The following is a 19533-nucleotide window of genomic DNA, read 5'->3' as shown; positions in this document are numbered from 1 at the left end:
TTCTGACATAAGAAAAAGTTAGTTAGATATTGCGGCACTCGCACCCACCAATTCGGCAATTTCTTGCGTGATGGCTTGCTGACGAGCTTTGTTGTATTGAAGGGAGAGAGCGGCCGTGATTTTGTCGGCGGCATCGGTGGCACTTTGCATGGCCATCATACGGCTGGAATATTCGCTGGCTTTGAGTTCCAAGAAAGATTCCAAGAAGAGTGAGGACACCACTTGTTCGTGCAAACGACTCACCACAAATTCTTTGCTGGGTTCGTAAATCATCAAATCGTCGGGCTTTTTATTGCGACGGTGCTTGTTTTCTTCAGTCCCAATATTGCTCTCCACCATCTCCCGAGTGAACGGGAGGAAAGTCTTGAGCACAGGATAAAAAGTGAAAGAGTTTTTGTAGTGCGGAGCCACCAGAATAATTTCCTTAGCCGCCCCACTGCGCCAAAATCCAAGCAGTTCATCCACCAATTTCAGCGCCTCCACATTGTTCATTTTTTCAGGCACTCCAATAAAATGCTTGTCGATGTGAATCTTGTTGTTGCGGGCAAAGTCAGTTCCCTTTTTACCCAGGGTCACGAGCATGCGTTCATCCTCTGCCAAACTGTTCCATCGCTCGCTGCGGAAAAGTCCGTTGATGAGCTTGGTGTTGAGGGATCCACACAGTCCTTTATCGGAAGTGTAGAGCACAAAGAGCACCTGTCCTTTTTCTCGTTTCTCGGTGTACGAGCTTTGCACTAAAATATTTTCTTCCAAAAGATCAATAAGATCCCAGACATATCGTCGTGCAGAAACAGCGCGTTTTTGGAACTGACGCATCTTGCTCGCAGCCACAAGCTGCATAGCCTTGGTGATCTTGCGCGTATTTTTTACGCTGCCGATCCGCTTTCGAATTTCGAGTAATGAACCGGACATTTTTAAGCGTTAAAGAATTTCTCAATAATACCTTTCATGCTGCTTTCAATTTCAGCACTGAGTTCTTTTTTGGTCTCAATTTCCTTCACCAAATCTGAATGGCTACTTTCCACAAGAGCGTAGAGTGCCTTCACTTTTGGACCCACTTCTTCGGCCTCAATGCTATCGAGGTAACCCTTGGTCGCGCTGTAAAGCACAAAGGCTTCTTGCCACAACTTGAGGGGTTGATTCACGCCTTGCTTCAAAGCTTCCACCACGCGTTTTCCACGAGTGAGCTGAGCCTTGGTCGAAGCATCGAGTTCAGAAGCAAATTGAGAGAACGCTTCCAATTCGTAATACTGCGCAAGGTCGAGCTTCACAGATCCGGACACTTTCTTAATGATCTTGGTTTGAGCTGCACCTCCCACACGGGAAACGGAGATACCCACATTAATAGCGGGACGAATACCCTTGTTGAAAAGTTGAGGTTCCAAGAAGATTTGTCCGTCTGTAATAGAAATCACATTCGTAGGAATGTACGCGGAAACATCCGCGGCCTGCGTTTCAATGATGGGCAAAGCCGTGAGACTTCCTCCTCCATTTTCATCGTTGAGCTTAGCGGCTCGTTCGAGCAAGCGGGAGTGGAGGTAGAATACATCTCCAGGGTACGCTTCGCGTCCGGGAGGTCGGCGGAGCAGCAAGGACATTTCACGGTAAGCCACAGCGTGCTTGGAAAGATCGTCGTAAATCACGAGCACATCTTTTCCTTTGGCCATAAAATATTCTCCAACGGCACATCCGGCATAAGGCGCCAAGTATTGCATAACGGCGGAAGAAGCGGCGGGAGCAGACACCACAATGGTGTAATCCATGGCTCCGTGTCGTTTCAAGGTCTCAATAACCTGAGCAGTGCGAGATTCGCGTTGTCCAATAGCGACATAAATACAGACCATATTTTGGTCTTTTTGATTGATGATAGTGTCGATTGCAATCGTTGTTTTACCGGTCTGACGATCTCCAATAATAAGTTCGCGTTGTCCACGACCTACGGGAATCAAAGAGTCGATGGCCACGATTCCGGTCTGCACCGGTTGGTGCACGGATTTTCGAACCATCACGGATGGAGCCGGAGCCTCATGTGGCATCCGCTTGTCCCCTTTAATGGGGCTTTGTCCATCGAGCGGAGTCCCAAGAGGGTCCACCACGCGTCCGAGGAGTTCTTCACTCACGGGAAGAGACATGGATTGTCCAGTCGCGCGAACGAAGAGTCCTTCACGAACTCCACGATTAGCCTGCAGTACCAGAGCGTACGCAGAGTCTTTTTCAAGATTCATCACGAGCGCTTCCACTTCTACACCTTCAATTTTCACTACCTCGTTCATTTTTAAATTGGAAAGGCCTTTAATCCAAATTACTCCGTCTTTATAAGACTGAATAACCCCATGGTTTCCGCCGGCCTCACTAGCTTCTTCAGACTGCGTGAGCGCGGTCTCAATGTGAGCCAGAAATTGATGTAAAGTTTCTTTAGCCATAAATTGTTAAGATTTTAGAGAAGTGAGTTTTTGAACTTGAGAGAACCAAGAAAGGTCATGAGACTTGCCGTTAACAAAGACTCGAAACCCGCCAATGAGTTGACGGTTGATTTGAAAAGCGGGAAAAGTGAGCGGAAAATCCGCCGCAAGTTTCGCGCGCATTTCTTTTTTAAGTTCGGGATCAATGTCCCGGGGTGTCTGCACCACAATGGTACCTGCATCGGCAACACTTTTGGAAAGTTGTTCAATGGCTTCGGTGATTTCCTGGTATGAATTCGTAACCAAAAGATCTCGAAGCGCCGCTACCGTGTGGGAGTCGCCCTCAATGAGCTGCTCTGCCTTTTTCTTGCGTTCTTCATAGGGGAGCAAATAGAAACTGCCCCCCAGTGCATCCAGTTTAGAAGCGAAATCTTCAGCAAAGAACCGTAAAGTGCTTTTAAAAAACGCACTTCCTTTTAGGTTGAGGGAGTTGAGGTCCATCCCGTTGATCACTTGAAAGACCAAACGGAGATCACTCATCAAATCCTCTTCACTCACACCGTCCAAATAATCTTTGTAGATTTTTGGGCCCGCGAAACCACCTTCCTTTTTGAAGGAACGAAGGATTTCTAGAACGAGTGCGCTGAGGAAATCTTTAAACATTTTGATTAACGCCTGTCGGCGCTGTTAAATTGCTTCCAACTGTCCTGGATGCTGGCTTCCACCACTTCTTCAGGAACTTTATTCTGAACAATGTGGAGCACAACTTTCTTGATGAGGTCCATGGTTGCCCGTTCGGCATCTTTCATGAGCTCCTCTTTTCGACGAGTGATGTCTGCATCCGCCTTGGCCAGCATTTCATTGCGGGCCATTTCCATTTCGGCAGTCAACTCAGCGCGTTTGTCCTCCGTAAACTTGCGGAGATTTTCCATTTCGCGTTTGAGCGTTTCTTCTGCTTTCTTGGAAGCTTCTTCAGCTTCAACGGACTTTTTATCGAGCTCGACTTTCAAAAGTTGTGCCTCTTCCACGCTCCTTCTTATTTGATCTCTTCTTTGATCGAGGTAGCGAAGAATTGGCTTATAAAGAACGTAAATTAAAACGACAAGAAGCAGCCCCGTATTGAGCAGATACAATAGGATACTCAGCGGATCAATTCCGAGGGTAGCTAAACCTTGCATAAGTAAGGGGCTGTTAACACCCCGCTAAGCGGGGTTAAATAAAAATTACAAAACGAACATAATGATCAAAGCAACAAGGAAGGAGTAAACTCCAAGAGATTCCACGAAGGCCATGCTGATCAACATGTTGGTGAACATCTTTCCTCCCATTTCTGGGTTACGGCTAACAGATTCCATCGTCTTAGCGGCGATGTGGGCTTCTCCGAGGGCCGGAGCGGTAACTCCCACTGCAACTGCGAGCGCAGCGGCGAGCATTTTCATCATTTCTGCATCCATATAATTTGGGTTAAGGGATTAAAGGATGAATAAAGGAAATTTTTTGTTTTTAGTGATCATGCGAAGTCGCGTGAATCAAATTGTTTGATATAAAGATCGTGGACAAAAGCGTGAATACAAAGGCCTGAATAAGCCCGGCAAAGACCGCCAGAATAATGAATGGAATGGGCACCACAAACTGAGTTGCGAACATGAGCCCGGAGATCACAATAATCACCACCTCCCCGGCGAGTAAGTTTCCAAACAAACGAGTTCCAAGGGAAATGATTTTAATAAAGTCTCCCAAAATTTCGAGCACTCCAAGGAAGATTTCAATCCCGGCGTTGAAGAGTTCAGAAACCGGCCTTTTACCCGTCAAAACTTGAAACAAAGGTTTCACTCGAATGTAATTTCCAATGTGCTGAAGTGGAGACGCCGTGAAGGCGATCAAGTGAGCTGCACCCATCGTGATGATGGCGAGCGCAATCGTTAAACTGTAATCCGTGGTGGGCGTGCGGAAAAAGTGTCCGTGCTCCGTAACAAAACTGCCCAAAATAGGAATTAAAATAAACGAGTTGGCCACCAGCACAAAAAGGAACAAGGTCACAACGAGAGGAGCAATCATGCGAGCTTTCTTTTCCCCCACCGCATCCTCAAGTTGAGTAAAGAACATCATAAAAAGATCTTCAAAAAGCACCTGCATACGGCTGGGGATCACCCCGGCCTTCCATCGAACCATAATAGCAAAAACAATAACCAGAAGCGTGGTAACCACCGTTGCGGTCATGGCATTGGTCACGGTGAAGTTGCCGATTTCAAAAGCGGGTTCAGTGGCGAGCTGAATGTGCATGCCACTTTCTTCTTCGTGCTCAGCCTCTTCGGCTATGGCACCCGTTTCGTCGATATCGAGAACTTCTGCAGACATCAATCTTGAGGGTTATCTTTTAAGTATTTTTGCATCAATTTTATGGTCGCAAATTGTGAAATCGGTAGTGAGAGTACCAGGACAATGCCGAAAATCAATGGGAAGCTGCCAATCCACTTGTCCAAAAAGTAAGCGGGAATCCCCAAAATCGCAATGGTCCCCACCGTGGCGGCTAGAACACGAGAAGTGATCTCTCTATAGTGTCTCCACGCGCGCAGCATAATGGTTTTCTGGGATTCGTTTTTGCTGTTCATAACGGAGGAATGGCTCATTAATGCGTAATTGAGACGCCGATAGTGTACTCATCTTCACAAGAAAATCAAGGCCCTTAAAACTCACTCTAACTTCGAGACATTTAGAGCCTTCCTCGGAGTTCTTCAATCTCATCTCGAAGCACGGCGGCCTTCTCAAATTCCATGTTTTGCGCCGCCAAATCCATCTCCGCCTCCAAATGTTGCGCCAATCGAAAGAGTTCTTCTTTGGGCACTTTTTTGGTGTCGTAGCGGCGCACCTGCTTGGCTTCTTCCTGCTTTCGATGCATTTCAATATCCTTCACCGCTTTCTTAATGGTTTGAGGAGTAATCCCATGTTTTGTATTGTACGCCACCTGGATCTCACGACGACGATTGGTCTCATCAATGGCCCCTTGCATGCCGGCCGTCACTCGAGTGGCATACATAATCACAAAGCCATCGGCGTTTCGCGCGGCCCGTCCAATCGTTTGAATAAGCGCCGGCGTGCTCCGCAAAAATCCTTCCTTGTCCGCATCCAAAATCGCCACCAAAGAAACCTCCGGCAGATCCAACCCCTCACGCAAAAGGTTGATCCCCACAAGCACATCAAAAATTCCCAATCGAAGGTCCCTCAAAATTTCGATCCGTTCCAAAGTATCAATATCGGAGTGCAAATAACGCACCTTCACCCCCGCTTCCGTCAAATATTCGGTCAAATCTTCCGCACTGCGCTTGGTCAAAGTGGTCACAAGCACACGGTCTCCTTTTGTCGTTCGTTTTTGGATTTCACTCATAAGATCATCGATCTGGCCCTCCTTGGTCCGCACCGAGATTTCCGGATCAATGAGCCCCGTGGGACGAATAATCTGTTCCACCAAATTGTCTTTTTTGCCCATTTCATATTTGGCGGGCGTGGCAGAAACATAAATCGTGCTCTTCATGTATTCCTCAAACTCCTCGAACTTAAGCGGTCTGTTGTCAAAAGCGGAAGGAAGCCTAAACCCGTGTTCCACCAAAGTTTGTTTGCGTGAAAGATTGCCATTGAACATCGCTCCAACCTGAGGAATGGACATGTGAGACTCATCAATCACCATCAAAAAGTCGTCGGGGAAATAATCGAGCAAAGTAGCGGGCCTTCCCTTTGGACCGGTTTCATTAAAGTACCGTACATAGTTTTCAATTCCAGAGCAGTAGCCCGTTTCAAGCAAAATCTCAATGTCGTATTCCGTACGACTTCGTAAACGATGCGCCTCCACTATTTTACCCATTTCTTGAAGTTGTTTCACTCGCTCCTCAAGCTCCTCTCGAATGTGGACAACCGCCACTTTGATTTTTTCTTCCGTCGTCACCGCATGCTTGGCGGGGAAAATTGCAACCTCTTCCAGCTCACCCAAAAGTTCCCCGGTGAAAGGGTCCACTTCTGAAATTTTTTCGATTTCATCGTCCCAGAATTCCAAACGAACCGCACTGTCTCCCCCGGGAGGAAAGATCTCAAGAACATCTCCAAGCACATGGAACATCCCATGCTTAAAATCCATGGCTGCTCGCGTGTACTGCAAATCCGTCAATTTCCTCAAAAGCGCATCGCGTTGAATGTGTCCGCCCTCCTTAAGTTCAATGCGCATGTCCAAATATTCTTTTGGAGAACCGAGCCCATAAATACAGGAGACCGAGGCCACCACAATACAGTCCCGGCGCGTCAGCAAACTTTCCGTCGCCTTGTGCCGATATTTATTGATTTCGTCATTAATCTGCGCGTCCTTTTCTATATAAGTATCCGTGCTGGGCAAATAGGCCTCCGGCTGATAGTAATCATAATAAGAGACGAAGTAACACACCGCATTGTCCGGAAACATTTCCTTGAGCTCCGTGCACAGTTGCGCCGCCAAAGTTTTATTGTGCGCCAAAACCAGAGTGGGCCTCTGTACCTGCTGAATCACATTGCCGATCGTAAAAGTTTTTCCGGTCCCCGTGGCTCCCAAAAGCACCTGGTCATGCAGGCCCTTTTCCAGACCCTTCACCAATCCTTCAATAGCCTTGGGCTGGTCTCCCTTGGGCTGCATCGCCGTGCTGATTTTAAATTTCTTCTTGAGCATAAAGCCCAAGGATTTTAGCAGAACTCACGCAAGAATCAAACTCTCTTAAAATATGTCCATGGCGAAAGCCTTTCAAGAGAAGTGAAGGTCCTCCCATCCCAAAAAGTCGGCTCAAGGTCACTCTGCAAAGGACGGCGTAAAAAGCCTGTGGACGCAGTGACCGGAGTCCTTCTATCACTCCGGAGCGCTGCGCTAAGAGATAAAGCAGGGAGCCAAGCTTGATGATCAAACCCGCCTGGAGTTCGGGCTTCAATCGTGCCGAGGTCTGGATACCCCCTTTCCGTAACCCGGTCCGCAAAAATCGCAGCCGCCTCATTGGAATGCCCCAAAAATGCGGGATCCAGTCGAAAAAAGGCCGCGGCACCCAAAACTTTTCTGAGCTCACCCACCACCTCAGGGTCCACGAACAAAGGCAAAAAGGCCTCCCAGTCGCGCCGAACCGCCGGCCGAGAAAAATCCATTTGAGCCATTTGCAAAAGATCTGCCACACCCATTTGGGGTTCAGGGGCTCTATACCGGTTTCGAACTCCTTCTAAAACGGCTTCCCGATCAAGGCGTGAAAGTTCAGAAAGCCTTCGTTTATGTCCTCTCATTTCTTAGGATTAGGGGGCCTTACAAAAGTCAGTGGAGAAGCGGCCTCCAAAACTTGGAAGTTAGACTCGGCACAAAAAAAGGGTTCAGGTTTGGAGCCAGACGGTCCACGAACCATTTCCACAAAGCCCGGCCATAAACGCCCAAGCGTTTTCGGCCCTTGAGTCCGAAAAGAAACCTGTAAAGCAGGCTGTAAAGTTTCTTGTAAAGCTCGTTGAACACAAATGCCCATGGAAAGATCTGGAAAACCTCCGAGCATCGCTCTAGTGGCCAAAGCGTGACGAGAAATGGGCGCTTGGGACATAAATCTTTCATCCAAAAGTTGCCAGCCAGAGCGCTGAAGAACCTGGTGCAAACGAGGCCCAAAACTCGGCAAAAAAGTCCCTGTTTTTAAGTGCTGCCACCACAGTTGCTCCACTTCACCAAAGTCTGATCCCAAAAGTGACAAAAGGAGATCTCCATCTGCGCGCTCCTTCCTTTGAGAAACTTGAAGGTGCTCCGCAAGCGGCCCGACAGGAGCATCCAAAGGATCTTTCCCAAGAAGTCTGTGCATAATCAACGCGTTAAAGTCCGGTGTTTTCTCTCCACAGAAATCACTTGTGCGAGTCGAAGTTGCGCCCGTGCACTCAAGTGAATACCCAACAGCTCGGCCAGAATCAACCCGTAAAGACTTTGTAGGAAAATCATCGTACTGGAATATTAACATTTTATCTGTATTTGTCAATGCTATCCCCTGCAGAAAGCGCTTACATCAAGTATGATGGCAGCAAGCAATTTTAATCCTATGCCAACTCATCTCCTCCAATTCGCAAAAAAACTCGCGTACGACGCGGGTAAAATGGCCCTGACTTATCAGAAAAAAGGCTTCAATATTGAAACAAAAAGCAACTCCAGTGACCTGGTCACTGATGTCGACAAAATCTGCGATGAATTCCTCACCAAAACCATTCACAGCCATTTTCCAGATCACTCCATCCTCAGCGAAGAGTCTGGGATTTCAGGGGGAACCGGTGAATACAAATGGATCATCGATCCCATCGACGGAACCACCAATTTTGCCCACGGTCTTCCCCTCTTCGGCGTATCCATTGCCGTGGTTTATAAAGGAAAGCCCATCATCGGCGTGGTTGAAATTCCGGGCTTGGGTGAAACTTTTTGGGGACAAGAGGGCAAAGGCGCGTTCATGGGCATGAAACCCATTCAAGTTTCTAAAGTCGCCACCCTGGAAAAAAGCTTATTGGGGACCGGTTTCCCTTATGCCCGTGAAGCCCGCTACAAAAAGAATATTGAACTTTTCGATGCCTTTTACAGCAAAACTCAGGGCGTACGCCGTTTTGGTTCCGCTGCCGTAGATCTGTGCTTTTTGGCCTGTGGCCGCTTCGATGGTTTTTGGGAATATGACCTCGAACCTTGGGACATCGCGGCCGGAAAAATCATCCTGGAAGAAGCCGGCGGAACGCTCACCAATATGGATGGAAGTTCCTTCAATCCCAAACTCAAAAACATAGCCGCCAGCAATGGCATCCTCCACTCCGAGATGCTCAGGATCATCAAAGATCTCGGTGGAGACAAACTTTAATTCTATAAATCAATCCCATGAAAAAAGCCCTCCTGGCTCTCGTCAGCCTTTGCAGTCTACTGGCGGTTCCCACCGCACTGGCGTTCACCGATACGAGTGGCCACACGAATGAGGCGGCCATCGACTCCCTCTATGCAAGTGGAGTGGTGGAGGGTTATGCCGACGGGACTTATCGCCCGGACAGCACCATCAACCGAGCGGAGTTTGTTAAAATTTTAATTGAGGCAAAATATCCCGGCCAGTCGGAGGGAACATTCTGTTTCAATGATGTAACGGCCGCTTGGTACGCCCCCTACATTTGCAAGGCTAAAACCCTTGGCATTGTGGATGGTTATGATGACGGCTCCTTCAAACCCGGAAACCTCATCAATCTGGCGGAAGCTTTAAAAATTGTGCTCGAAGCCGATGGCGTGGTGATCTGTGAATCCTGTTATTCCATATGGTACGAGCCTTACTATTGGTGGGCGGCTCCGCGAGGAATTTTGGAAAAAGTAAACACGGACATCGCTCATTCGGTGACTCGGGGTGAAATGGCTCAGCTGATGGTCAATATGGACTCCTATGTAGCAACGGATTTCCCCGAAGGGCCTTCTTTGGACACTTCCGGATCCCCCGCAGATATCACCTATCTTTTTGCCTTTGCGCACACCGAAGATCACATCAATCACGAACTCTCCGAAGACCGTTATTGGAACATTGGAGGCTACTTGGAGGACATCATGCCTTCCTATCCCGATTCAGACTTCACATGGACCATCCAATTTCAAGGAGCCGACGCGCAAACCGTCTCTGAGCGCAATTCCGAAACGGGACTTGTGGATTATTTGGAAGACCTTTCGGACAACGGTTGGGTTGAATTCGGCTACCACGGTCACCACGAACCCACATATTTGAATCGTCCACAAAAAGATCTTGGCGAAACCTACAGCTATCAAGAAGCCTTTGATGCCATCTCCTCTTGGGTCCGTTGCGAAAAAGACCCCGTTTACGGGGGTTGCGTGGATGAAAGTGGCGGAGGAATTGAAGCGGTGCTAAACGCCTTCGGCACAGTCGAATTGGTCAGTGGCGTGGGGTTGTTTGAAGGCTTTTTAATGGAACGAAGCGGGGGCAGCGACGCCATTCATGAACTCCTTCCCAGTCGAGTTTTGGGCTTTGGATTCTCAGATCACGGAGCCAGTCTTTCACAAGCGGACTACGAGAGTAGCCGAGATGCCATCCTCGCAAAACTGGACCCCACCAACGAAACCGATACGAGTATTTTTTGGCTGAACAACACGCTACGAATGAATGATGGAATCCCCGGTATGGACATTGGAATTTTGGACCTGGAAAAAGGCGCCACCTCCGTTGAAACGGTACTGGAATCACTGGAAAATACCGGGCCACATGTGCTCAATACAAGTGTGGTGAGCAAATGGGTGTACGCAAAAACCGGCATCAGCCCCACTCAATGGGCTTATCAATATCCCGAAACTCCGGAACTGCCCAGCAGCCAAATCAATTCAACCAGCACCATTGCGAGCAACTACGCTAAAATCAAGGATTCTTTGGAATTTTTGATTGAAAAAAGCACCAACGACAGCAAGATCAACTTTGTGGATAGCGACGAACTGGTTTCCTTGTTCACCTCAACAGACTCTGAATCTTTAAGTGCCGAAGAGCGCCAAAACCTAGCGCTTTGGCTCCTCAACAGCTGGCGATCAGGACCCCCGGACTGGGCATATGACGGAGAAGATTTCTATACCCTCACCGAGTCCTTCTACGCCTTGGCGGAAGGTTACAACAGCACAAGCTCTGTTTCCTTGGAATGGATGATCGGGCCTTGGTCTGCAGACGGCAGTGCAAACACAGCGGGTGCAATCGACCTCGAAGACTTGGAGACTTGGATCGGAAGCTGGAACGGCGAAGAAATCCCCGAAAGCTTCACCCTTTCCGGAGCTGAGTGGAACCCCGCACAAGTGCTTTATGCGCTCGCCTACGCAACCGTGGGCAAAGCTGAGGGATGGGACATCAGTGAAATCCAGATTGGACAGAGCACTCCTTACAACAGCTTCTACCCTCTTTTGGAGGATTTGGGCTGCGTGGACTGCCTGGACAGCAGCTGGTCCCTAAAACCCGCCCGCTTCCAAAACTAGGCACCGCATCCAAGCTGATCTTGCCTAAATCCATCTTTTGTCTTAGGATGCGCCTACCGTGGTCGCGTAGCTCAGTTGGATAGAGCATCAGCTTGCGGAGCTGAGGGTCGCAGGTTCGACTCCTGCCGCGACCACCATTTCGATGGTGGCTTGCCCACCAGTGAAATGGTGTGCTTCGTCAGAAGCGGTCGAACCGTAAAAGGTTCGTAAGGGAGCTTTAGCGACCGTCTAGCGAACGAAGTGAGCGTCCTCCTGCCGGCGATCACCAACAATACTGTTTGGCTCTTTGTCAAGAGCCTTGTTTACCTTCGCACTAAAGCAGAAAAAGAAAGATGAGTTGGCTTACCTCACTATCAAGTGGATGCAAGGAAAATTTGAGCATGAGACCTTCTTCGAGTTTGAGGGCAAAAGTGTAGTAAGTATGGCGACTGCTGCAAGGAATAGACTGATAAACACAGTTGAAAAGGTTGATGTTTAACCTGTTGGGTTCAATTTAGTAGCTCTTTTTATACCACTAGCCTTGACGGGACTACAAGCTACATGATATACTGGGGGCACTCTTTAATTCTTCTATGAGAAACATCGGACAAGAAATCGCGGAGGCTAGAAAGAACCGCGGACTGACGCAAAAACAACTAGCAGAGAAGTCAGAGGTGAGCCTTAACACCCTCTTCAAAATCGAGCAAGGGCGTAATCAGCCTACCTCAAAAACTTTAGACAAGTTATCAAAAGCTCTTGGAGTCACTTTTGGGGGTCAGCAGGAGTCAAGGCCCTCTGTGATGATTGAAGGATCACTCCCTCTGAACGGCCTCAGTGCAGATCGTTTTGAAGATTTAATTCTTGGACTTGTAAGCCGCGTCGGTAAATACCCCAACCCTCTCAAGTATGGAGGGCCTGGGGATAAAAACCGTGATGTAATATCAAGAAAAGAAGGAGGGTTTGTCCTTTTTCAATGCAAACGGTGGAAATCTAATTCAACTGCGGAACTCAAGAAAGAACTGGATGGTATAAAAAATCGTTACTTCAATCAAACGCACATAGACGGTAAGCCTGCCGAAATCATTTTTTGTTTGTCGTGTACCGCATCTCCAACGAGTAAGGACGAAGTGCGAAAGTATGCAAAGGGAATCGGACTGCCTTTGCCAGAGATTTGGGATGTTGAAAACTTAAGCAGCCTTGTCGTTGAGGACGAACACTTAATGAGGGAATTTTTCAAAGGCACGAACTTTGAGCTCCTCCATAAGCAAGATCAGATCTTAGAGGAAAGCCTTGAAACACAAAGTGAGCTCCATGACATCAAAGCCGTTGGGCTCGCCTCGCATGAGCTGCTCCTCTCTCAATTTGATGTCTTGAAAGGGAAGGAGCGAATCTTCCGAGAGGTTCAGGGCTTACTTCAAAGAGATGTTGAGGAGGCAAAAAAGAAACTTCACATCCTCATAACAGGATTGGAGAAGACAAGTCCCGAAGATCCTGACCTGGCGCGTGCTTATAATAATTTAGGAGCATGTTACAACAGATCCCCTTCTGCTGGTGGAGACTTTGATAAAGCCGTGCAGTGGTTTAGAAAGGCCCTTGAGGTTGACCCTGAGCAGAAAAATGCCCAAATTAACTTGGTGAAAGCGCTGCTGAATGTGGCAACCAAAGAGACATTCAAAGAGGCTGAGAAGCGTATTACCGCGTTAATGGCGGGCAAAGATCAATCTGCAGAGCTTCAGGGGTTAAAACTTCAAGCCTTCTTGAGAGCTCAAAAGCTTGATGAGATGAAGCTGTTTGTATTTGACCATCTGGATGAGCTTAAAAAACTTTCTCATGATGACGAGTTCCTCGCTGCGGGGTTGATCGACTCGCTTCTGATTTTTGATGAAAGCACAGATGCATTGGTTCTTTCTACAGAACTAAAAGAGGTGTTTCCACAGTCCTCCCAAGTTAGATACTCACATGCTCGTGCACTCCTAGTCGTTGCTCAAAAGGAAGATGTAGATCGTGAAAAACCTACCCCAATTCCTTTCCTTAAAAATGGCAGCAAAGTTGCCATGGCCGCCAAAGAAATAGAGGAAGCGATTGAGTTGGCAAAGTCAGAAGGACAGGGCCCTCGTCTTGTGAACAACATGAAGGTAGATCTCGTTATCTGCCTTGAGTGGCTAGGGAAAAAAAGCGACTCCCTACTTAAAAGCATCACTCTTGAAGACTTGGGTGAAAATCAACTCCAACAACTTCGGGTTGCTGTATTTCACAAAAAGTTAAATGAGCGGCTCTTTGATGAGGCTTACAACTCTTTGATGCAATGGGAATCTTACAATGACATGGATTATCGAGAAAAATTTTATATTGCTCACAAGTTCTTACAGAGCGGCGCACCACAGCAGGCAATCAAGGTACTGAAAGAACTCAAGGCCTACGCCGTGGAAGCAGGAGACCCCAACTACTGGCTCAACCTAAGCACTGCATATGCCTTGGCTGATGAAAAAAACCAGGCGATTGCCACTATAGAAGAGGCAAAAAGAATTTTTGAAGAAGATAAGGAAGTGCTGCCACAAATACTCTCTCAGTACATGGCTCTGGCAATGAGGTATGGCTCTACAGAGGAAACCGATCGTCTTGTTAAAAATATGATGGAGTTGAATAAGTATGTAACGGTTATGAAACCAGTTAGAGTCCTGGATGCAAACGATCAACTCAGTGAAGAAGCTTTAGATATATTCAAAAGACAAAAGGAATTTTACGAAAAGGGAAAGAAGCTCTACCAAGAAAAAAAGCTCACTACCTATTGGCTCCAAAGGTACTTCGGGAAGAGCTACCCAAAGGCTCTTGTGGTTGGGGCAGCGAGCGGTGATACCACTTTTACGATTGACTACCACGACTGTCCACGCAGTCCAAAACAAAGGAAATCCTTCCTGGCAAAAAACTTGGTAGTGATGGATTACAATGCGCTGATCAATCTTTCCAAAAGCAACCAGCTGGGTCTTTTAATCATGTTCAATAAGACTCTCGTCATTCACCGTGAACTTTTTCAACAGGTACAAAACGACCTTCTTTCGGAAGAAGATCCAGCCCTTCGCAGACTATGGCAGTTCATCAATGCAAACTCAGAGAGCGTCTTACTCTACGACGACGACATTACCAGTGGGGTGTTCAATGTGAAAGGCATCGAAGAGCTTTTCCCAAGATGGCTTATAAACAGCGTAAGGATCGCTGAAAGAGATGGGATTACATTCATTACCGACGACGCTCAACTTTCCATAGCTCTCGAGAACGAAGGCATCGCAACTTCCAACACTTTCGCGATCTTTGAAGAAGCGCTGGAGGAAAAGTACATTGATGAAAAGCAGTTTGCGTTAATCAAAGGAGGGGTAGCCGAGCTTCTTTATAAATTCATTCCTTATAACGGTGCAGACCTGTTTTACATTGCTCTCGACGATTTAGAGAAAATTGAACGGAAACAGCTTCCTTCCCTTGAATTTAAAACTCCCACTGGGGTGACCTTCACTATTTCGATACGGATGTATCACCTGCTCAATGAAATCACCTTTCCAGGCTCAACTGTTTCGAGTTTTTACGGGGTAATTTTGAACTTCATAGAACGTTTCTTCAAAACTGGAATCCTCTTTGAGGACAAGGTAAATATGCTCAAAGCCATGACTCGCATTATGCTAGGTCACTACAAAACACTTGCCCTTCAAGAGGATAGTGAAAAGGAACTTTTCAAGGACTTTATCAAAGCTCTTTGGCTGACTGCCTACAGGCTCTCATCAGAGAAAGAGCGCCCCCAATTCAAAGAATTGGCGGAGGGCTGCCTAACTGGCGACAGTACGACCGACGAGCTCGGACTACTTCAAGAGATTAAAACGCTTTTAAAGCTGGACTCATAAGTGCCTACTTCCCCTTTAAGATCCAATATTTCAAACTGCTAGGCCCCTGAAACTCTGTGGGCCTTTTCAGTGTTGCACGGAGGGTAATGAGAAAGTAACCTTTCCGTAGCTGGACACCATTTCGATGGTGGCTTGCCCACCAGTGGAATGGTGTGCTTCGTCAGAAGCGGTCGAACCGTAAAAGGTTCGTAAGGGAGCTTTAGCGACCGTCTAGCGAACGAAGTGAGCGTCCTCCTGCCGCGATCACCATTTTTGAACATCAGGTCCCTCCACACTCGCCAGAACTGTCTGTCGCCTTAAAAAATACGGGGTGCGGTTTTCTCGACCAGGTTTCGAAGGAGCCGTGGGTGTAAGTGAATCCTGAGACTCCTGTTCTTCAAAGACCCAAGCTGTCCCTTGCTTAAACAACGCAAGCGCCAGTGCATCCAAATCCTCAATCACCACAGGGGAAACTACAATTTGCCCGGGATGATCTGCATTTGGGGAAACCGGCGCAAGCGTAGACAACGGCTCTCCATCAATGGATTGTATCGGTGCTTCAGGACAAAAAACTTGAGCCCTTTGGAGTTCTCTTACTACTTGAGGCTGGATCTCTTCATGAGACTGTCTACAAGCCTCGTCTCCTCCACACATGCTCAAAAGGAGAGGAGAAAGGTCTCTTCCCCTAATAACATCAATGGCGTTGCCAATCGATTTTTCTTCCTTCTTATCGCAAGGGTCACATAAATTTGAAAGTCGGCTCAGTGGATACCCATCTTTCCTCAACCCATCAAAACACTGGACAAATCCATTCCCCTCATCCGCACGCGCATCCGAAGCCGTTAAACCCAGTGCCAAAACGCTTGCGAGCCCTATTTCACGAGGAGAATTTTTCATAATAAAACTGGAATAGCCTTAATCATAACACTCGAAATTATTGAGTCAATATTTCCAAAAACTCACCATTGAAAAGCCGCCGGGAAAGGGGTACAAAGAACCCATGAAGAAATCTTTAAAAAATCCCATGAAAAACCCTCAACTCTTGATGCTCGCCGGTGTTTTAGTTTTAGGTCTTGGCGCCTTTGCCCTAAGTGACGCAGACTTCTTGGAGGGTCGTTGGGGTAAAGTCCAATCCGTGGACACAGATGGAGACGGTTTGACGGATGCCCTTGAGGCGGATTTGGGCACCGATCCAAAAGAGAAGGACAGTGACGGCGGAGGAGCTCCCGATGGAACAGAATTAGCAAACAAGATGGATCCACTGGATTCCGCCGACGATGTGATAACTGCACAAATCATGCAAGGAGGCAATGACGGTGATCTTGATGACGCTCAAATCGACCAACCCAAAGAGGACGCAAACGGGCCTGATAACACGCAGCCCAACCCTACGGGGTCTATAAATGAGTAAAAAGATTCAAGTCAGCCTAGTGGCTTTCTTGGCCTTTATCTTCTTCGCTTTTGTAGTGCCGTATCTTGTTTTCCAAGAAATCCCCGACCGTGAAGCCCTGCAGGAACTTATCCAAGGATGGGGCGTCTGGGGTTTTCTGCTCTACTTCATCATAACCACCATCACAGTGATTGTGGTGCCGCTCAACTCCACCCTGGTGGGTCTGGCGGGCGGTTTTGTGTATGGAACGCTCCCCGCCTTCTTGCTCACTTGGGTCGCCCGCATTGTGGCCACCGAAATCAATTTCTTTTTAGGCCGTCGCTTTGGTCGCAACATTTTAAAAATATTTGTGGAAGAAGAAGAGCTTCACAAATACGATGAACTCATTGAATCAGAAAAAGCAGTCTTATTCTACTTTGTCCTTTGTTCCATCCCCTTACTCCCCGGCGACTACGCCGCCTATTTCATGGGATTTTCTAAACTAAAGAAACGGGTGTTTGTCCCCGTTTCCATACTCGCCAATGCTATCTGCGCCTTCAGCCTTGCCTATATTGGAAGTGGCGCGGCCTTCACCGACCCCCTCTTCCTCACCATCTTCACCCTCCTCTTCTTCGGCGGAATCTTCTGGATTCACAAAGAAAAGAAGAAACTGAAGCTGGGGTAATTAATCGTGCGCTCCGTCAGAGAGAGGAAGCAGCTCGCGAACCATATCACTAATTTGTTTCTCCTCTGATTCTACACCGGCAGACCCTCCATCACACAAAGTAGGAGCTCCTCTTCGCTCTACATGCTCATCTCCAAGATCACACTCTGTATGCATTTTATCACCCATAAATTAAAAGTTAATAATAAAAGCACCCATACGCTAACACAGGAGGGGTTTTGGTCAAGATCTTAGGCTTGCGATAGCGGAAATTCGGTTGTCCGCGGTAAAAATAGTTGAACCTGCCACCAAGATGTTGGCTCCGGCCTGGACGCAGAGTTTGGCGGTCTCGGCATTGATCCCCCCATCCACAATAATATCCAGATCCGGTTTTTTAGCTCGCAAAAAGGTGATTTTTTCCAGAGCTTGCGGCATGAATTCCTGTCCGCCAAAACCGGGTTCCACACTCATCACCACACAGGCATCCATAAGCGGCAAAAATTCTTCAATAGCAGCGGCGGGCGTAGCGGGTTTAATGGCCAAAGATGCACGACAACCCAAATCACGGATTTTTTGGAGAACGGCGGCTGTGTTGGCACCGGTGGCTTCAAAGTGAACGGAAATGATGGAGGCCCCTGCCTTCGCAAAACCTTCAATGTAGCGTTCCGGGTTCTCAATCATCAAATGACATTCAATGGGGAGTTTGGTTTTGATGCATTTCACCACGGGCATGCCCACCGTGATGTTTGGGACAAAATGTCCATCCATAATGTCCACACTAATAATGTCCGCGTATTCTTCCACACTCGCAATTTCTTCATTGAGCTTCCCAAAATCAGCCGACAAAATGGAGGGGGCGATTTGAATTTTATTCTTCATTCTCAATGGCGGTTATTTTTGCGATGCGAGCCTCATGCCGTCCACCTTCAAAAGCGGTACTTAAAAAGATGTCCACCACTCCTTTTGCGGTGTCTTCATCCATCACTCGTCCTCCAATCGTCACAATATTGGCATTGTTGTGTTTTCTGGAAAGCTCGGCCTCGCTGCGGTCGTGCACATTGGCGGCACGAATACCTTTGAGCTTATTAGCGGCAATCGCCACCCCAATACCCGTGCCACACACCAAAACGCCGCGGCTCTCCCGATTTTCCCGCACTTTTTCCCCCACCTCCCTTGCCAAGTCCGGGTAATCCACAGAGTCTTCGTTAAAAGTCCCAAGATCAATCACCTCATGCCCCTGCCCTTTTATATGCTCACGCAAAATTTCTTTAAGAGGAAACCCAGCGTGATCGGCCCCAATATAAACCTTCATAATGCATCGGTTACAGATTTATCTTCATGCACACATTGAATCACTTTCGCGAGCATGGGCGCCACCGAAAGCACGGTGAGGCCGGGGAATTGTTTTTCTTTTGGAACCGGAATCGTATCGGTTACAATCACTTCCTTGAACTTGGTTTTCTTGAGCCGTTCCACAGCGGGACCGGAAAACACCGCATGCGTCGCCATCAAATAAATGTCTTTCTTGGCCCCACTCTTGAGCAAAGCTTGGTGAGCGGCACAAACCGATCCGGCCGTGTCGACCATGTCGTCCAACAAAATACAAGTTTTCCCTTCCACATCCCCCACCACCGAGGTGACCTCCGCAACATTGAACTTGGGTCGCTCTTTGGTGAGCACCGCCAAAGGCATGTCCAAAAAGCTGGCGAGCCGCCCGGCTTCCTTGGCCGCACCGGCATCCGGAGCCACAATCACCGCATTTTTGAGTTTTTTCTTCTTCAAATAATCCGCAAATAAGCGTTTGGTCTTCAAGTTGTCCATTGGGAAAGGGAAAAATCCCTGCGTTTGATCGCTATGAAAGTGAATGGAAATCACATGATCCGCCCCAGCGGCCGCAATGAGACTGGCCATGAGTTTGGCCGAAATCGGTTCTCGTGGTGAAGCCACGCGGTCTTGCCTCGCATATCCAAAATGGGGAATCACAAGGTGCACCGTCTTGGCAAAAGAACGCTTGAGCGCATCAATCATGATGAAAAGTTCCATGTAATCTTCATTCACATTATCCGTACAAGTTTGCACCAAAAACACATCCATGCCTCGTACCGTTTCCTCCGGTTTCGCGTAAATTTCGTTGCAGGCAAACCGAGTGATTTGCATCTTAGAAAGCGGCAGTTTCAATGCCTTGGCAATGGCCATCGCCAATGCGGGATTGGAAGAGCCGGAGAAGACGCGGAGATTTTTTGCGTTAGCCATGTCGT

At 47.8% G+C, this 19533-nt stretch carries 19 protein-coding genes and 1 tRNA gene; 6 read left to right on the top strand and 14 right to left on the bottom strand.

Annotated features, from left to right (window positions below; translation table 25 throughout):
- Nucleotides 1–18: 18 nt before the first annotated feature.
- The 9 genes from atpG to WC777_02810 form a co-directional block, all read right to left on the bottom strand.
- Nucleotides 19–912 carry an ATP synthase F1 subunit gamma gene (atpG, locus tag WC777_02850; protein ID MFA6024128.1) on the bottom strand — a complete coding sequence of 298 codons (894 nt, stop codon included), beginning with the start codon at nt 910–912 and terminating at the stop codon, nt 19–21.
- A 2-nt stretch (nt 913–914) separates the two neighbouring features.
- Nucleotides 915–2423, bottom strand: a complete 1509-nt coding sequence (gene atpA / locus WC777_02845) for a F0F1 ATP synthase subunit alpha (protein MFA6024127.1) — start codon at nt 2421–2423, stop codon at nt 915–917.
- A 6-nt stretch (nt 2424–2429) separates the two neighbouring features.
- The gene (locus WC777_02840) at nt 2430–3065 is read right to left on the bottom strand and encodes a F0F1 ATP synthase subunit delta (GenBank protein MFA6024126.1); all 636 of its coding nucleotides are present in this window, start codon (nt 3063–3065) and stop codon (nt 2430–2432) included.
- A gap of 5 nt (nt 3066–3070) precedes the next feature.
- Nucleotides 3071–3580, bottom strand: coding sequence for a hypothetical protein (locus tag WC777_02835; GenBank protein MFA6024125.1), 510 nt, complete (start codon nt 3578–3580; stop codon nt 3071–3073).
- Between the two features lie 45 nt (nt 3581–3625).
- Nucleotides 3626–3856: an ATP synthase F0 subunit C gene (gene atpE / locus WC777_02830; GenBank protein MFA6024124.1), complete on the bottom strand. Its 231-nt coding sequence runs from the start codon at nt 3854–3856 to the stop codon at nt 3626–3628.
- Between the two features lie 49 nt (nt 3857–3905).
- Nucleotides 3906–4760, bottom strand: a complete 855-nt coding sequence (locus WC777_02825; protein MFA6024123.1) for a FoF1 ATP synthase subunit a — start codon at nt 4758–4760, stop codon at nt 3906–3908.
- Nucleotides 4761–5115: 355 nt separating this feature from the next.
- Nucleotides 5116–7089 (bottom strand): excinuclease ABC subunit UvrB, encoded by a 1974-nt coding sequence (gene uvrB, locus WC777_02820; GenBank protein ID MFA6024122.1) that lies wholly within the window; start codon nt 7087–7089, stop codon nt 5116–5118.
- Entirely contained in the window at nt 7070–7342 is a 273-nt protein-coding gene (locus WC777_02815; GenBank protein MFA6024121.1) for a hypothetical protein, read from the bottom strand. Before WC777_02815 ends, uvrB begins: the two co-directional genes overlap by 20 nt.
- Nucleotides 7343–7621: 279 nt before the next feature.
- Nucleotides 7622–8233: a hypothetical protein gene (locus tag WC777_02810; protein MFA6024120.1), complete on the bottom strand. Its 612-nt coding sequence runs from the start codon at nt 8231–8233 to the stop codon at nt 7622–7624.
- Between the two features lie 231 nt (nt 8234–8464).
- Here WC777_02810 and WC777_02805 point away from each other — a divergent pair, with 231 nt between their 5' ends.
- The 4 genes from WC777_02805 (at nt 8465) to WC777_02790 (ending at nt 15263) form a co-directional block, all read left to right on the top strand.
- A complete protein-coding gene (locus WC777_02805) occupies nt 8465–9259 on the top strand; it encodes an inositol monophosphatase family protein (GenBank protein ID MFA6024119.1) in 795 nt (264 codons plus the stop codon).
- Nucleotides 9260–9276: 17 nt separating this feature from the next.
- Nucleotides 9277–11394, top strand: coding sequence for an S-layer homology domain-containing protein (locus WC777_02800; GenBank protein MFA6024118.1), 2118 nt, complete (start codon nt 9277–9279; stop codon nt 11392–11394).
- A gap of 60 nt (nt 11395–11454) precedes the next feature.
- Nucleotides 11455–11531 (top strand) — tRNA-Arg (locus WC777_02795).
- 435 nt (nt 11532–11966) lie between these two features.
- Nucleotides 11967–15263 carry a helix-turn-helix domain-containing protein gene (locus WC777_02790; GenBank protein MFA6024117.1) on the top strand — a complete coding sequence of 1099 codons (3297 nt, stop codon included), beginning with the start codon at nt 11967–11969 and terminating at the stop codon, nt 15261–15263.
- A gap of 210 nt (nt 15264–15473) precedes the next feature.
- On the opposite strand, the gene WC777_02785 is transcribed toward WC777_02790, so the two are convergent.
- Nucleotides 15474–16139, bottom strand: coding sequence for a hypothetical protein (locus WC777_02785; protein MFA6024116.1), 666 nt, complete (start codon nt 16137–16139; stop codon nt 15474–15476).
- A gap of 103 nt (nt 16140–16242) precedes the next feature.
- Here WC777_02785 and WC777_02780 point away from each other — a divergent pair, with 103 nt between their 5' ends.
- On the top strand, nt 16243–16653 hold the full coding sequence (locus tag WC777_02780; GenBank protein ID MFA6024115.1) for a hypothetical protein: 411 nt from the start codon (nt 16243–16245) through the stop codon (nt 16651–16653).
- Nucleotides 16646–17296, top strand: a complete 651-nt coding sequence (locus WC777_02775; protein ID MFA6024114.1) for a VTT domain-containing protein — start codon at nt 16646–16648, stop codon at nt 17294–17296. Before WC777_02780 ends, WC777_02775 begins: the two co-directional genes overlap by 8 nt.
- Here the strand turns inward: WC777_02775 and WC777_02770 are convergent, their stop codons facing one another.
- From WC777_02770 to WC777_02755, 4 genes are read right to left on the bottom strand one after another with little or no spacing between them, the layout of a single operon-like run.
- Nucleotides 17297–17464: a hypothetical protein gene (locus tag WC777_02770; GenBank protein ID MFA6024113.1), complete on the bottom strand. Its 168-nt coding sequence runs from the start codon at nt 17462–17464 to the stop codon at nt 17297–17299.
- A 33-nt stretch (nt 17465–17497) separates the two neighbouring features.
- Nucleotides 17498–18154, bottom strand: coding sequence for a ribulose-phosphate 3-epimerase (gene rpe / locus WC777_02765; GenBank protein ID MFA6024112.1), 657 nt, complete (start codon nt 18152–18154; stop codon nt 17498–17500).
- Nucleotides 18144–18587 carry a ribose 5-phosphate isomerase B gene (rpiB, locus tag WC777_02760; protein ID MFA6024111.1) on the bottom strand — a complete coding sequence of 148 codons (444 nt, stop codon included), beginning with the start codon at nt 18585–18587 and terminating at the stop codon, nt 18144–18146. The genes rpe and rpiB overlap by 11 nt, the downstream gene beginning before the upstream one ends.
- Complete coding sequence (locus tag WC777_02755) at nt 18521–19528, bottom strand: ribose-phosphate pyrophosphokinase (GenBank protein ID MFA6024110.1); 1008 nt, start codon at nt 19526–19528, stop codon at nt 18521–18523. The genes rpiB and WC777_02755 overlap by 67 nt, the downstream gene beginning before the upstream one ends.
- Nucleotides 19529–19533 lie beyond the last annotated feature (5 nt).

The sequence above is a fragment of the Candidatus Gracilibacteria bacterium genome (assembly GCA_041661045.1).
GTDB lineage: Bacteria > Patescibacteriota > Gracilibacteria > UBA1369 > 2-02-FULL-48-14 > 2-02-FULL-48-14.
This window is presented reverse-complemented; position numbering and strand designations above follow the sequence as displayed.